11 protein-coding genes are annotated in these 14,006 nt (G+C 44.0%); 2 read left to right on the top strand and 9 right to left on the bottom strand.

The window, feature by feature from the left end; genetic code table 11:
• Positions 1 to 74 precede the first annotated feature (74 nt).
• Positions 75 to 929: a LysR family transcriptional regulator gene (locus VHA01S_RS15125; protein ID WP_023405223.1), complete on the top strand. Its 855-nt coding sequence runs from the start codon at positions 75 to 77 to the stop codon at positions 927 to 929.
• Here the strand turns inward: VHA01S_RS15125 and VHA01S_RS15120 are convergent.
• The 9 genes from VHA01S_RS15120 to secA all read right to left on the bottom strand — a co-directional run bounded on the left by VHA01S_RS15120 (position 856) and on the right by secA (position 13,194).
• Positions 856 to 1,650: a TSUP family transporter gene (locus tag VHA01S_RS15120; RefSeq protein ID WP_023405222.1), complete on the bottom strand. Its 795-nt coding sequence runs from the start codon at positions 1,648 to 1,650 to the stop codon at positions 856 to 858. The two genes, VHA01S_RS15125 and VHA01S_RS15120, sit on opposite strands and share 74 nt — an antisense overlap.
• 143 nt (positions 1,651 to 1,793) lie before the next feature.
• A complete protein-coding gene (tnpC, locus tag VHA01S_RS15115; protein ID WP_023405221.1) occupies positions 1,794 to 3,323 on the bottom strand; it encodes an IS66 family transposase in 1,530 nt (509 codons plus the stop codon).
• A gap of 59 nt (positions 3,324 to 3,382) precedes the next feature.
• Positions 3,383 to 3,736, bottom strand: a complete 354-nt coding sequence (gene tnpB, locus VHA01S_RS15110) for an IS66 family insertion sequence element accessory protein TnpB (RefSeq protein ID WP_023405220.1) — start codon at positions 3,734 to 3,736, stop codon at positions 3,383 to 3,385.
• Positions 3,733 to 4,044, bottom strand: a complete 312-nt coding sequence (gene tnpA / locus VHA01S_RS15105; RefSeq protein ID WP_023403558.1) for an IS66 family insertion sequence element accessory protein TnpA — start codon at positions 4,042 to 4,044, stop codon at positions 3,733 to 3,735. The genes tnpB and tnpA overlap by 4 nt, the downstream gene beginning before the upstream one ends.
• 212 nt (positions 4,045 to 4,256) lie before the next feature.
• On the bottom strand, positions 4,257 to 7,487 hold the full coding sequence (gene carB / locus VHA01S_RS15100) for a carbamoyl-phosphate synthase large subunit (RefSeq protein ID WP_023405219.1): 3,231 nt from the start codon (positions 7,485 to 7,487) through the stop codon (positions 4,257 to 4,259).
• Positions 7,488 to 7,504: 17 nt separating this feature from the next.
• Positions 7,505 to 8,644: a glutamine-hydrolyzing carbamoyl-phosphate synthase small subunit gene (gene carA / locus VHA01S_RS15095; protein ID WP_023405218.1), complete on the bottom strand. Its 1,140-nt coding sequence runs from the start codon at positions 8,642 to 8,644 to the stop codon at positions 7,505 to 7,507.
• 457 nt (positions 8,645 to 9,101) lie between these two features.
• Positions 9,102 to 9,926: a 4-hydroxy-tetrahydrodipicolinate reductase gene (gene dapB / locus VHA01S_RS15090; protein ID WP_174375527.1), complete on the bottom strand. Its 825-nt coding sequence runs from the start codon at positions 9,924 to 9,926 to the stop codon at positions 9,102 to 9,104.
• Positions 9,927 to 9,993: 67 nt separating this feature from the next.
• The gene (gene mutT, locus VHA01S_RS15085) at positions 9,994 to 10,389 is read right to left on the bottom strand and encodes an 8-oxo-dGTP diphosphatase MutT (protein ID WP_023405216.1); all 396 of its coding nucleotides are present in this window, start codon (positions 10,387 to 10,389) and stop codon (positions 9,994 to 9,996) included.
• 78 nt (positions 10,390 to 10,467) lie between these two features.
• Entirely contained in the window at positions 10,468 to 13,194 is a 2,727-nt protein-coding gene (secA, locus tag VHA01S_RS15080) for a preprotein translocase subunit SecA (protein WP_023405215.1), read from the bottom strand.
• 283 nt (positions 13,195 to 13,477) lie between these two features.
• Between secA and VHA01S_RS15075 the strand changes: the two genes are divergently transcribed.
• Entirely contained in the window at positions 13,478 to 13,933 is a 456-nt protein-coding gene (locus VHA01S_RS15075) for a DUF721 domain-containing protein (RefSeq protein ID WP_023405214.1), read from the top strand.
• The last annotated feature ends 73 nt before the right edge of the window (positions 13,934 to 14,006 follow it).

Raw genomic sequence — 14,006 nt, 5'->3', positions numbered from 1 at the left:
ACTTTCCTCTAGCAACTTTGCCTATAATCATCTAGCTTAACTCAATATCAATTCCATATATTCATGAGTGCCGTATGCTTTTAGAAGGTATCGAAACACTGCTAGTGTTAAACAAAGAAAAAACCATGAGTCGCACAGGCTCTCAGCTTTATATTAGCCAGTCAGCAGTCAGCAAACGCATTTCAAACTTAGAAAAAAAGCTCGATAAAAAATTAGTTGAGCCCGATGGGCGCTTGATTAGACTCACCCCAGCTGCGCAAACTCTTATCCAAAATGTCGCAGCAACCTTTATTGAACTGCAAGGCCTGATCAGCGATGAGCAAAGCTTATCTTCAGATGCAGTCATTAAAATGGACTGTTCAGAAACCTTAATTGCAGGCTATCTTTCATCGCAAATAGATAAGATAAATGCGGTAGAAAACGCGTTCACTATCACTACCAACCATACCCCGAGAATTGTTGAAAACGTGCAGTCAGGCAGAGTGACCATTGGCTTTTGTGCCGGTCACTTACCAAAAAGTCACGGGTTGGAAGTATTTCACTTGTTTGATGAGCCCTTTTATATTGTCAGCAAGCAGCGCCTGCCACAGCTTCCTAGCAAACTCATCTGTAATGACTTAGCCAACCCAGCCAACACTTATCAGCTGCAATTGCTAGCAAAACTTGGCGTGAGCCCACTAATGGAAATGGACTCCTATACTGCGGCGGCTAACCTTGCTCTGGGTGGATTAGCCCCAGCACTTATCCCGCTATCAACGATTAAGACACTTAATATTGCGACGAAAAATCTATTTCACTTTGAACAACTAAAACCGTTGAACCGCCCGATCAATGTCTGCGTAAGAGCCAAATCGCTTAAGAATGAAAGAGTGAAATCAATGATACAAACCATTGCTGATGTTGTTCCCAAAGCAGCTTCATTGCCATAGTCATTGACATAATGATCACTAACGGACGGATCCAACGTTGCCCTTTGGTCACCACAATTTTTGCGCCGCAACGAGCACCAATAAACCCGCCAACCGCCATCACTAAACCAATTTTCCAAATTGGCAAACCCGCAATAATAAAGAAGGTTAATGCAGCAATATTAGAAGTAAAGTTCAATATTTTAGTGCGCGCTGTTGCTTCCACCAAAGAACAATTAGCCAGCACCACAAAACAAATCGCAAAAATAGAGCCTGTTCCCGGCCCAAAGAAGCCATCATAAAAACCAATACCGCCACCGATGAAAAACGCGAACATAGCTTCAGATATTTTTCGCTCACCGGATGCTTCACGATTTTGTGGTGACAATAAAAAGTACAAAGAAATCAGTATCAATAATGCGGGAATAAGACTGGTTAAAATACTGGCATCAATATACTGCACCGCTTCTGCGCCAGTCGCCGAACCGATAAAAGTACACAAAATAGCAAGGCGCATTTCTTTAAGGCTCACTAAGCCACTGCGCACAAAATAAAAGCTGGCTGAGAAACTACCAAACGAACTTTGCAGTTTATTGGTGGCCAATGCATGCGTAGGAGGTACGCCAGCGGCTAATAATGCCGGTAAGGTAAGTAACCCGCCGCCACCAGCCATGGCATCAATAAAACCGGCTAAGCCCGCTACAAAAAATAAAAACGTAAGTATCTCAATGCTTACATCCATCGGTCATCATCCATCCGCTAAAAATCGAAACGCTACGATAGCACTGAGAGATAAATCACAATAGCGAAACAATAGAAAGCAACTCATTCCTAATTTTCATCAATTGATGTGTAAACGCCCCATGAACCCACGGGGCGATATTACTAGTACTTGAAGTTCCAAGGTAGGAGCGCATCGATATCTGGCTCTGCTTTCGCCAGCTCTTTCATGCATTTGACCATATAGTTATAGAGGATAAGCCCATTAGCTTTTGTCGTCTCGACGATACTGTAAAGCATTGCGCTAGCGTCAGCCCCATTTACCGTGCTCGAGAACAGCCAATTTTTTCGGCCAATGACCAGCGGTTTAATTGCGCGTTCAGCACGGTTATTATCTATCGATAAGTGACCGTCGTCGATGTAGCGGATCAGCTTTGGCCATTGCCCGAGCGTGTATTTTATCGCTTTGCCTAATGGGCTAGAGCTTATCACTTGTTGGGTCGTCATCCACTCGTACAGCTCATCCAGTATCGGCTTGGCATGCCGTTGACGTTCTGCTCTTCGTGTTTCGGCAGACGCCCCCTTTAAGCGTGATTCTATCCCATAGAGCTTTTGGATTTTGGCCAACGCTTTATCTGCTTTGCCTGACTTACCTTTGCCTTGGAGCTTCTTCGCATCCATGAACTTACGCCTTGCATGCGCCAAGCAACCAACATTGGTCACTTGGTGAAGACCGTCATAGGCCGCATAGCCATCGGTTTGCAGATAGCCATTAAAGTTACCCAAGAAGGCAACAGGGCACGCCCTCGCGCGACTGTTTTGGTAGTCGTACAAGGCGATATTCTTCACGTTGGGGAGTGCGGCACCTGGGGAGTCTGCGCCCGAGCAGTAAAGCCACATGTAACACTGCTTATCTTCCTTGAGAACATTGAGTGGCGTTTCATCCGCCTGAACCACTGCTTGCTCTAGTAGGTGCGTTTTCAAGGCTGCGTAAAGTGGAGCGAACTTCTCACTGACTTGGATAATCCACCTTGCCATGGTGGTGCGTGATAGTTCTATACCCGATTGGGTAAACAACGACTCTTGTCGATACAGTGGCATTGCGTATTGATATTTGCCAAGGATGATGTTGGCGAGCAAGCTCTCTGTCGCGAAGCTCTTAGGGATAATGTTTTGCGGCGCTGGCTTTTGAACGATGTGGCTTTTTTCTTCTGTTTGCTCACACTGACGGCAAGCATACTTAGGACGAACATATTCCAACACTTTAAGTACCGCTGGCGTAAACTCTAGTTTTTCACTGCGGTCTTCACCGATTTTATGAAGGTCATGATTACAGCAAGCGCATTGCTTTTCATGGTCGTCTAAATCAAGTTCGATAACCTCACGGGGCAAGGTCTTTGGAAGTGGTTTGCGTTTACCGCGCTTCTTCGTTGTGGTGGTCGTCGTGACCTCAACCTCTTCTTCCTTAGCGGCTTCACATTCCACTTCGTTGAAGAGGTCACCTTGAGATTCATCGTAAGGCTTTAACGCCTCCGAGCGTTTAGCGAACTGGCGGTCGAAGGCAAGCTTGAGTTGTTCAAGTAGCGATTGACGCTCTTGTTTCAATTGGGTTTCTGACGCCATCAGCGCTTTCACCATCGCTTGTAGCTCGGCAACATCTTGACTTTCTGGGTTGATATTTGGCGTCTTTTTCATGGTATTTATTATACTAAAATCATGCCGTTAATGCTTGGTAGATAAGGCTTTATTATCGTTTAAGTCATTGTGAGATTGTTTATTTTAACGGGTTTATGGCCGATAATCGTGAAGCCAGAAAGCAGTCTATCAAGCTCGAATTGAGTGAGGGTAAACACCTCATTTTTCTCTTGTGTAGGCCACTTGTACTTGGCTTTTTCGAGGCGCTTGTACCAAAGAGCAAAGCCTGTTTTATCCCAGTACAATACTTTGATTTTATCGCGCTGTTTGTTGGTGAACAGGAACAGTGCACCACTCCCCAAAGATAAGTCGGTGTCACTTTCAATAATCGCAGCGAGGCCGTTAATGGACTTTCTAAAATCGACACTCTCACGATACAGGTAAACCACTGGTGCGCTGAGCATACGTTTCATGATAACGCACCGATAAGCTCTGCGAGATAGGCCACTGGCGTGCCTTGTGGAATGCTTAACTCAACATCATTAACGAGCAGTGTCATGTTAGCCGTTGCAATTTGAGCTTGATACTTCGTCGTCATTTCGACGACTTCAGCTCTCACGAAGCCTTGATAAACCTCAGTTTTGTTGAGTTGTTTACGTTTGGCATAAAACGTTGAAGGATTGACTTCCTTGAGCTTACAAAATGCAAGTGTTGACAATGAGCTCGATTCAGATTGCTCGATAAGCGTTTGCCACTCTTGGGTGGTGCGTCGTATACCCATTTCAAATCTCCTCATGGTTGGAGACTTGATCTTATTATTTGTTCTAGGCGATTAGAATGCGGGGTTTATGACTCGCTTACATTGATGTAGCTATATCAAGTGGCTATATCGAATAACTATAAACACAAAAAAGCCCGCTATAAAAGCGGGCAAATGAGGTTGTCATGACGGGAGCAATACCCCCGCCTGATTATTATTTTTAAAGTTTGTTGTTACGCTAAGCTTGCTTTCACTTTTGCGTGTAGTTCTTGTACTGAAGTTACGCTAGTTTTAGCGTCCGCAGTATGAGCCATACAAGTTGCAAATGCAGCGTTTAGCGTTGTGGTGTAGTTTACTTTCTCAGCAAGAGCACCACGACGTAGTACTTTTGAGTCTTCAATCGCTTGACGACCCGCTGCTGTGTTTACAATGTAGGTGTATTCATTGTTCTTGATACGGTCAAGAATATGAGGACGACCTTCATGTACTTTGTTCACTAGACGAGGGTTGATACCTGCTTCACCAAGGATAACCGCTGTACCGTGAGTCGCATCTAAATGGTAACCTAATTTGGTTAGCTTCGATGCTAAGTCAACAACACGCTCTTTGTCACCTTCACGAACAGAAAGCAGTGCACGACCACCTTCAGGGTATACATGGCCACAACCAAGTTCTGCTTTAGCGTACGCTTCAGCAAATGTTGCGCCAACACCCATCACTTCACCAGTTGAACGCATCTCAGGGCCCAATAGTGGGTCAACACCAGGGAATTTGTTGAACGGTAGAACCACTTCTTTAACAGAGTAGTATGGTGGAATCACTTCTTTAGTGAAGCCTTGAGCTTCTAGAGATTGACCAGCCATTACGCGAGCGGCAATCTTAGCAATTGGAGCGCCTGTTGCTTTAGAAACAAATGGGATAGTACGCGCTGCACGAGGGTTAACTTCGATTAGGTATACTTCATTGTTCTTAACCGCAAACTGCGTGTTCATTAGACCACGAACACCTAGCTCAAACGCCAGTTTCTCAACTTGCTCACGCATCACATCTTGGATTTCTTGGCTTAACGTATAAGCAGGAAGTGAACATGCAGAGTCACCAGAGTGAACGCCCGCTTGTTCGATGTGTTCCATGATACCGCCGATCACTACGCGCTCACCGTCACAAATGGCATCAACGTCTACTTCAACGGCATCATCAAGGAAGCTATCAAGTAGTACAGGAGATTCGTTTGAAACGCTAACTGCTTCGTTAAAGTAACGACGTAAGTCTTGCTCATCGTATACGATTTCCATCGCACGACCACCAAGTACGTAAGAAGGACGTACAACTAGCGGGTAACCAATTTCACGCGACTTCTCAATCGCTTGTTCCATTGTTGTTACTGTCGCATTTTGTGGTTGTAGAAGACCTAAACGGTCAACAGCAACTTGGAAACGCTCACGGTCTTCGGCGCGGTCGATAGCGTCAGGGCTAGTACCAATGATAGGTACGCCAGCGGCTTCTAGAGCACGAGCCAATTTCAGTGGAGTTTGACCACCGTATTGTACGATAACGCCTTTAGGCTTCTCTACACGAGCGATAGCCAATACATCTTCCAGAGTTACTGGTTCGAAGTACAAACGGTCAGACGTATCGTAGTCTGTAGAAACAGTCTCAGGGTTACAGTTAACCATGATAGTCTCAAAGCCATCTTCACGTAGTGCTAGTGATGCGTGTACACAACAGTAGTCAAATTCGATGCCTTGGCCGATACGGTTTGGACCGCCACCTAAGATCATGATCTTGTCTTTATCGGTTGGGTTTGCTTCACACTCGTCATCGTAAGATGAGTACATGTAAGCCGTATCTGAAGAGAATTCAGCCGCACAAGTATCTACGCGTTTGTAAACAGGGTGAATTTCGTATTGGTCACGTAGACGACGAATTTCGCTTTCTGCAACGCCAAGGATCTTAGACAGACGAGCATCTGCGAAGCCTTTACGTTTCAGTTGATTTAGTGCGTCTTTGTTTAGACCCGCAAAACCGTTCGCTTTAACTTGTTGTTCAAGCTTAACGATTTCTTCGATTTGAACTAGGTACCAACGGTCAATTGCCGTTAGGTTGAATACGCCGTCAACTGACATGCCGGCACGGAATGCGTCAGCGATGTACCAGATACGCTCTGCGCCTGCTTCTTTAAGCTCGTAACGAATCTTAGTCAGTGCGTCAGGAGCATCAAGGTCAACCATTTCGTCAAAACCTGTTGCGCCAACTTCTAGGCCACGCAATGCTTTTTGTAGAGACTCTTGTTGGTTACGACCAATAGCCATAACTTCACCCACAGATTTCATCTGTGTAGTTAGACGGTCATTAGCACCGGCAAATTTCTCGAAGTTAAAACGAGGGATCTTAGTAACTACGTAATCGATAGTTGGTTCGAATGAGGCTGGTGTTGCGCCGCCAGTGATGTCATTCATCAATTCGTCTAGCGTGAAGCCTACTGCCAGTTTCGCTGCAATCTTAGCGATTGGGAAACCGGTCGCTTTAGAAGCTAGAGCTGAAGAGCGAGATACACGTGGGTTCATCTCGATGATAACCATACGGCCATCTTTCGGGTTGATACCAAACTGTACGTTTGAACCACCTGTTTCTACGCCGATTTCACGCAGTACCGCAAGAGATGCGTTACGCATCAATTGGTATTCTTTGTCAGTTAGCGTTTGTGCTGGAGCCACTGTGATTGAGTCACCAGTGTGAATACCCATAGGGTCAAAGTTTTCAATCGCACAAACGATGATGCAGTTGTCCGCTTTATCACGAACCACTTCCATCTCGTACTCTTTCCAACCAATTAGAGATTCATCGATTAGAAGCTCATTGGTTGGTGAAAGATCTAGACCGCGACGACAAATTTCTTCAAATTCTTCTTTGTTGTACGCGATACCGCCACCAGTACCACCCATAGTGAATGATGGACGGATGATACAAGGGAAGCCAACCATTTCTAGTACTTTGTACGCTTCTTCCATGCTCTTAGCAGTATCCGCATTAGGACACTCTAGGCCAATGGATTTCATCGCTTTATCAAAGCGAGAACGGTCTTCGGCTTTGTCGATAGCATCAGCAGTTGCGCCAATCATCTCAACATTAAACTCAGATAGAACACCGTACTTTTCTAGGTCTAGGGCACAGTTAAGTGCTGTTTGACCACCCATAGTAGGCAATACTGCATCAGGGCGTTCTTTAGCAATGATGTTGCGTACAACTTCCCATTGGATTGGTTCGATGTAAGTTGCATCGGCCATCTCTGGGTCAGTCATGATTGTTGCAGGGTTTGAGTTAACTAGAATTACTCGGTAGCCTTCTTCACGAAGAGCTTTACACGCTTGTGCGCCAGAGTAGTCAAACTCACACGCCTGACCGATAACGATCGGGCCAGCACCTAAAATTAGAATGCTTTTTATGTCATTACGTTTTGGCATTTTCTCTCTACTCCAACTTACGCTTTATGTTCTTTAATCAGGTCAATGAAATGGTCAAATAGTGGTGCCGCATCATGTGGACCAGGACTTGCTTCAGGGTGACCCTGGAAGCTAAACGCTGGCTTATCTGTACGGTGAATACCTTGCAATGAACCATCAAATAGAGATTTATGCGTTGCACGTAAGTTAGCAGGTAGCGTCTCTTCGTCAGCCGCAAAACCGTGGTTCTGAGAAGTAATCATTACTACGTTGCGATCAAGGTCTTTAACCGGGTGGTTAGCACCGTGATGACCAAACTTCATCTTCACTGTTGTCGCACCAGAAGCCAAAGCTAGAATTTGGTGACCAAGACAAATACCAAAGATAGGTAGGCCTTTATCTAGGAAAGTTTTAGTTGCTTCAATTGCATAAGTACAAGGAGCAGGGTCACCAGGACCGTTTGATAGGAATACACCATCTGGGTTCAGCGCTAATACGTCTTCCGCTGAAGTTTCAGCAGGAACAACAGTTAGGCGACAGCCACGATCAACAAGCATACGTAAGATGTTACGTTTAGCACCGAAATCATAAGCGACAACATGGTATGGCAGTTCAGAGTCATCTTTCGCTTCAGGAAGACCACCTGTAAGCGTCCAAGAACCTTGTTTCCATTGGTAGGTTTCTTTGGTTGTCACTTCTTTCGCAAGATCCATGCCTTTTAGGCCAGGGAAATCTTTCGCTTTTGCCAGTGCCAAAGCTTCGTCAAGGTTATTACCCGCAACAACACAACCGTTTTGCGCACCCTTCTCGCGTAAAATACGAGTCAGTTTACGTGTATCGATATCCGCTATACCTACAATGTTTTGAGATTTAAGGTATTCAGAAAGTGTTTGTTCACTGCGGAAATTAGAAGCGATGATAGGAAGGTCGCGAATCACAAGGCCTTGAGCATGAATAGAAGTAGATTCTTCATCTTCGGAGTTAGTTCCGGTATTGCCAATGTGAGGGTAAGTAAGAGTAACGATTTGTTGAGAATAGGATGGATCAGTAAGAATTTCTTGATACCCCGTCATCGAGGTATTAAAAACAACTTCTCCAATTGCAGAGCCTTCAGCTCCAATCGCGATACCACGGAACACAGTCCCATCTTCTAGGACCAATATTGCTGGCTTATTCAAGACAACCTCCAAACAAATAAATATGTGAAATTAATAAATTAAATTTCAAGCGCCTTCTCTATTGTAGAGACAGGTCACATTTGCTGAACTCAGACAAATTGACGGCATTCTAATGATGCAGTGTAATATTGTCAATTAAACGACCAATAAAAAGTGTTTTTTTACTATCAGTGCTTGTTTAGAATATGAAACCCCTAAAAACAAAACTTAACCTGTATATAAAATGATAATTAACAGTCATTCTCAACTACAGATAGGAAAAGCGCACCAGTCATCAGTGAAAATACGTTTTCGAGAAATAGAAAACGTTACCCTCAAGATTTAACCGATCAAATAAGTAACTTCAGTTAAATATCACACCAAACACGATAAAAGATCATATAAAGTCATTCATTTACAAACAAATGTTGCTAGATAATTTTATGCAAAAAAAACGCCAGCATCTGCTGGCGTTTTATTAAATGTTATTCAGATCGAGAACATCGGTCATGCTGTATAAACCCACCGGTTTATCACCCAACCACTGTGCTGCACGCACTGCCCCATTGGCAAATGTCATTCTATCCGTCGCTTTATGAGTGATCTCTACACGCTCACCGATATCAGCAAACATAGCGGTATGCTCACCGACGATATCGCCAGCTCGGATGGTTGCAAAACCAATCTCATCGCGAGTTCGCTCACCAGTAATACCTTCACGAGCATACACTGCAACATCGGCTAGGTTGTTACCCATAGCACTTGCAATGGCTTCGCCCATACCAATGGCAGTACCCGACGGAGCATCGACCTTATGGCGGTGATGCGCTTCGACAATTTCAATATCCGTGTAATCACCCATTACTTTAGCCGCTTTCTCAAGCAACTTAAACACTAGGTTAACACCGACGCTAAAGTTAGGCGCCATCACAATAGAAACAGACTTAGCGTATTCACTAATTTGCTGCTTTTGTTGTTCGCTAAAGCCTGTTGTACCAATCACGATAGCTTTACCGTGTTGTTTACATAACTCTAGGTTTGCTAACGTATTTGCTGGTGCAGTAAAGTCCACAATTACATCGAAATCATCAATCACTTTATTAAAGTCATCAACAAGTGCGACATCAAGCTTACCTTCGCCACTCAACTCACCCACATCTACCCCAATTAAAGAGGTTTGAGGACGTTCATTGGCTGCGCCAAGAGTTGCTTGTTCAATGACGTTTGTTGCTTTAACCAAATTACGGCCCATACGGCCTGCCGCTCCGGCAACTGCTATTCGCACCACTACGTTAGTCTCCATTATAAAAATTGGGATGACTTAATGTATCTGAATCACAGTTTAGAATCCAGCCAATTCACAGATAGCTTTAAAAGTGCTGCATCACTGATTTTACCACCGGAATATTCGCTTCAGGAAAAGCGTAATTAGCTAAATCAGCAACGTTAACCCACTGTCCTTGTTGCCCTTCTTTGCCAAAAGGCGTGCCTTGAAAACTATGCACAACAAAAAAATCAAAACTCAGGGCTTTATCACTGTAATCAAAGTCAAAATGTTGAAACACTTCACTCTCTAACTGACAAATTCCTATCTCTTCAAACAACTCCCTTTCGATAGCATCAGCGGCTGATTCATTCTGTTCGACCTTGCCACCGGGAAACTCCCAAAAACCACCTTTATGTGCATGATCTGGACGCTTTGTTATATAGATTTGTTTTTTTTCAGGGTTGAAGATGATGCCAGCAACAATATGAACTCTTTTCATTCATTCCTCTCTACACGTAAAAAAAGAGCCGCATCAGCGACTCTTTTTATTTTATTCCATCACTCACAAAGTGAATAACTAAGCAATTTTACCATGACACTGCTTGTATTTTTTACCTGAGCCACAAGGACACGGTTCATTACGACCCACTTTTTGCTCGTTACGTACCGGAGTTTGCGCTGCCGCAGCCGGTTGTTCATCACCAGCAAGTTGGTTTTCAGCGGTTTGGTGCTGAGCTTTTGCTAAGCGAGCCGCCGCTTCAGCTTGAGCTTGACGCTGTTGCTCCATACGCTCAACTTCTTCTTGCTGTTGAACACGTACTTTACTCAAAATAGACACTACGTCAGATTTTAGAGTATTAAGTAGGCCTTCAAACAATTCAAATGACTCACGCTTATATTCCTGTTTCGGGTTCTTTTGAGCGTAACCACGTAAATGGATACCTTGACGCAAATGATCCATTGCCGCCAAGTGCTCTTTCCAAAGTCCGTCAAGAGATTGCAACATTACTGATTTTTCGAAGTTACGTAGTACAGATGCACCTACCGCTTCTTCTTTCTCTTGGTATACAGCAACTGTTGCCGCTAAGATCTTCTCACGCAATGCTTCTTCATAAAGTTTGTCGTCTTCATCTAACCAAGTTTGCAGAGGCAATTCTAATTCAAACTCAGTTTTTAGACGTTTCTCAAGACCAGAAACATCCCACATTTCTTCAATAGATTGTGGTGGAATGTATTCGTCAATGATGCTTTCAACAACATCAGCGCGGTTATGTTCGATCATTGCACTGATGTCATCAGCTTCCATCAACTCATCACGCAACTCGTAAACAACTTTACGTTGGTCATTGGCAACATCATCGTATTCAAGTAGCTGTTTACGAATATCGAAGTTACGACCTTCCACTTTACGCTGTGCTTTTTCAATTGAGCGAGAAAGCATCTTACTTTCAATCGCTTCACCTTCATCCATACCAGACTGAATTAGGCCAGCCATACGATCTGAAGTGAAAATGCGCAGTAGAGAATCTTCCATTGAAAGATAGAATCGAGAAGAACCTGCATCACCCTGACGACCAGAACGACCACGTAGCTGGTTATCGATACGGCGAGATTCATGACGTTCAGTACCAATAATGTGTAAACCACCCGATGCTAGAACTTGATCATGGACTTTGCGCCATTCTTGTTTGATCTCTGCTACTTGCTCATCTGTTGGGTTTTCTAATGCTTCAACTTCCGCTTTCCAGTTACCACCTAACACGATATCGGTACCACGACCGGCCATGTTGGTTGCAATTGTTACCGCACCTGGCATACCAGCGCCCGCTACGATTTCAGCTTCATGTTCGTGGAATTTTGCGTTTAGAACGTTGTGCTTGATCTTGGCTTCTTTCAGCGCGTTAGATAACAGCTCTGATTTTTCGATAGAGATTGTACCCACCAAAGATGGCTGACCTGCATTTACGCGATCTTTAATATCTTCGATAATTGCCGCAAACTTATCTTCTTCAGTACGGTAAACCACATCTGGCATATCGTTACGAATCATAGGTTTGTTGGTTGGGATAACCACAGTTTCTAGGCCATAGATAGACTGGAACTCAAACGCTTCAGTATCAGCAGTACCTGTCATGCCCGACAGTTTGTCGTACAGACGGAAATAGTTCTGGAAGGTAATTGATGCCAGCGTTTGGTTTTCGTTTTGAATCTTAACGCCTTCTTTTGCTTCTACCGCTTGGTGAAGACCTTCAGACCAACGACGACCTGGCATTGTACGGCCAGTGTGCTCATCAACGATAACCACTTCGCCTTCTTCATTAACGATATAGTCAACGTTACGTTCAAACAGTACATGAGCACGTAGTGCAGCATTGACGTGATGCAATAGGCTGATATTGGCTGGTGAGTAAAGAGTATCACCCTCTTCCATCAAGCCATTTTTAATCATCAATTCTTCAACGTACTCTTGACCGGTTTCAGTCAAGTACACTTGTTTAGATTTCTCATCCAAAGTGTAGTGACCATCACCACGGTAATCTTCGCTATCTTCTTTATCTTGCTTTTGCAGATTAGGGATCAACACATTGATGCGGGTATAAAGATCTGAACTGTCTTCTGCAGGGCCTGAGATGATAAGCGGTGTACGCGCCTCATCGATTAAGATGGAATCCACCTCATCCACTACTGCGAAGAAACGTTCACGTTGCACGCGGTCTTCTGCACGGAACGCCATGTTGTCACGTAGGTAGTCAAAACCAAATTCGTTGTTGGTTCCGTAAAGAACGTCAGCTTTGTAGGCTTCTTTCTTCGCTGGCGGCGCCATGTTCGGAATGTTCACGCCCACTGTCATTCCTAAGAATTCAAATAATGGACGGTTAGTTTCAGCATCACGACTCGCTAGATAGTCGTTCACTGTTACGACGTGCACGCCTTTACCCGTCAAAGCATTCAAGTAAACAGGAAGGGTTGCAGTTAAAGTTTTACCTTCACCCGTGCGCATCTCTGCAATTTCGCTGTCATTCAGTACCATGCCACCGATTAACTGCACGTCAAAGTGACGCATGCCATATACACGTTTTGAGGCTTCACGTACCGTAGCAAAAGCATGAGGCAATAGTTGCTCTAGTGTTTCACCTTTTTCTAAACGCTGACGAAACTCAACTGTTTTAGCTTTTAGTTCTTCGTCACTTAATTTGTCATAATCAGGCTCGTAACTATTGATCTCTTTAACGATCTTACGAAGACGGCGAAGAGTACGCTCGTTTCGACTGCCAATTACCTTTGTCAGTAGCTTAGTTATCATTGTTATTGTTTCTCTTGTTGTGGATCGTTATGACCCAAAATACTTATTCGGCTATATATCTATTCAGCGAGTACTCAGTGATATTGAGTTCAAAGCAAGCAATTTCAAGCTTTCAATTAGATTTAATGGGCTATAGTGTATGAAATTTTAAACTTGCCGACCATTAGAAACTAAATTTGTTTGAACAAGCCTCTATTTTTTTTAGTTAACTGGGTAAAGATAAAGCGAATCAAGGGTTCAAACATGATAAAATTGCATAGAAATTCTTCTCTGGGGCTGAGTTGTGCGAGACCATAGACCTACATTAACCGAAGAGGTTATTAAAAATACCAAGCTAGGCGCTATCCAAGAGCACGCGGCCACCATCAATAAACTCAATAATACTGTCTTAGAGTTGCTACCAAAGGAAATTAGACGCTATTGCCGCGTTGCCAATTGCCGAGATAGCCAACTAGTGTTAGAGGTGGCGAATGCCTCTATTATGATGAAGCTCAACTATGATCGCCTCTATCTTTTATCTCAACTACGCCAGCATGGATTTGCTCGCCTAGTGAATATTGAAATAAAAGTAAGCCCTGAGCTTTATAAAAGTGAGCAACTGTTTGTCGCAGAAAAAGACGTCCCTTCTCGTCCACCGCTTTCGCAAGCCACGGCCGACAATTTAACTATGCTGGCAGAAATAGCACCGGACAACATAAAACAGAGATTGCGTAATATCGCCAAACTGGCCAATAAGTAATACCAATCACACTAAGTAAGTGATCAGAACTAGCGCAGGAAAAATGCTCGAGAACAAGGCAGAATTTTTCGAT

It is taken from the genome of Vibrio halioticoli NBRC 102217, assembly GCF_000496695.1.
GTDB classification, from domain to species: Bacteria; Pseudomonadota; Gammaproteobacteria; order Enterobacterales; family Vibrionaceae; genus Vibrio; species Vibrio halioticoli.
This window is presented reverse-complemented; position numbering and strand designations above follow the sequence as displayed.

What these genes read in the sequence shown, in the direction of transcription:
- tnpB (WP_023405220.1), bottom strand. Translation starts at nt 3,736, where the DNA reads ATGAAACGTATGCTCAGCGCACCAGTGGTTTACCTGTATCGTGAGAGT.
- VHA01S_RS15120 (WP_023405222.1), bottom strand. Translation starts at nt 1,650, where the DNA reads ATGGATGTAAGCATTGAGATACTTACGTTTTTATTTTTTGTAGCGGGC.
- dapB (WP_174375527.1), bottom strand. Translation starts at nt 9,926, where the DNA reads ATGGAGACTAACGTAGTGGTGCGAATAGCAGTTGCCGGAGCGGCAGGC.
- tnpC (WP_023405221.1), bottom strand. Translation starts at nt 3,323, where the DNA reads ATGAAAAAGACGCCAAATATCAACCCAGAAAGTCAAGATGTTGCCGAG.
- tnpA (WP_023403558.1), bottom strand. Translation starts at nt 4,044, where the DNA reads ATGGGTATACGACGCACCACCCAAGAGTGGCAAACGCTTATCGAGCAA.
- VHA01S_RS15125 (WP_023405223.1), top strand. Translation starts at nt 75, where the DNA reads ATGCTTTTAGAAGGTATCGAAACACTGCTAGTGTTAAACAAAGAAAAA.
- mutT (WP_023405216.1), bottom strand. Translation starts at nt 10,389, where the DNA reads ATGAAAAGAGTTCATATTGTTGCTGGCATCATCTTCAACCCTGAAAAA.
- secA (WP_023405215.1), bottom strand. Translation starts at nt 13,194, where the DNA reads ATGATAACTAAGCTACTGACAAAGGTAATTGGCAGTCGAAACGAGCGT.
- carB (WP_023405219.1), bottom strand. Translation starts at nt 7,487, where the DNA reads ATGCCAAAACGTAATGACATAAAAAGCATTCTAATTTTAGGTGCTGGC.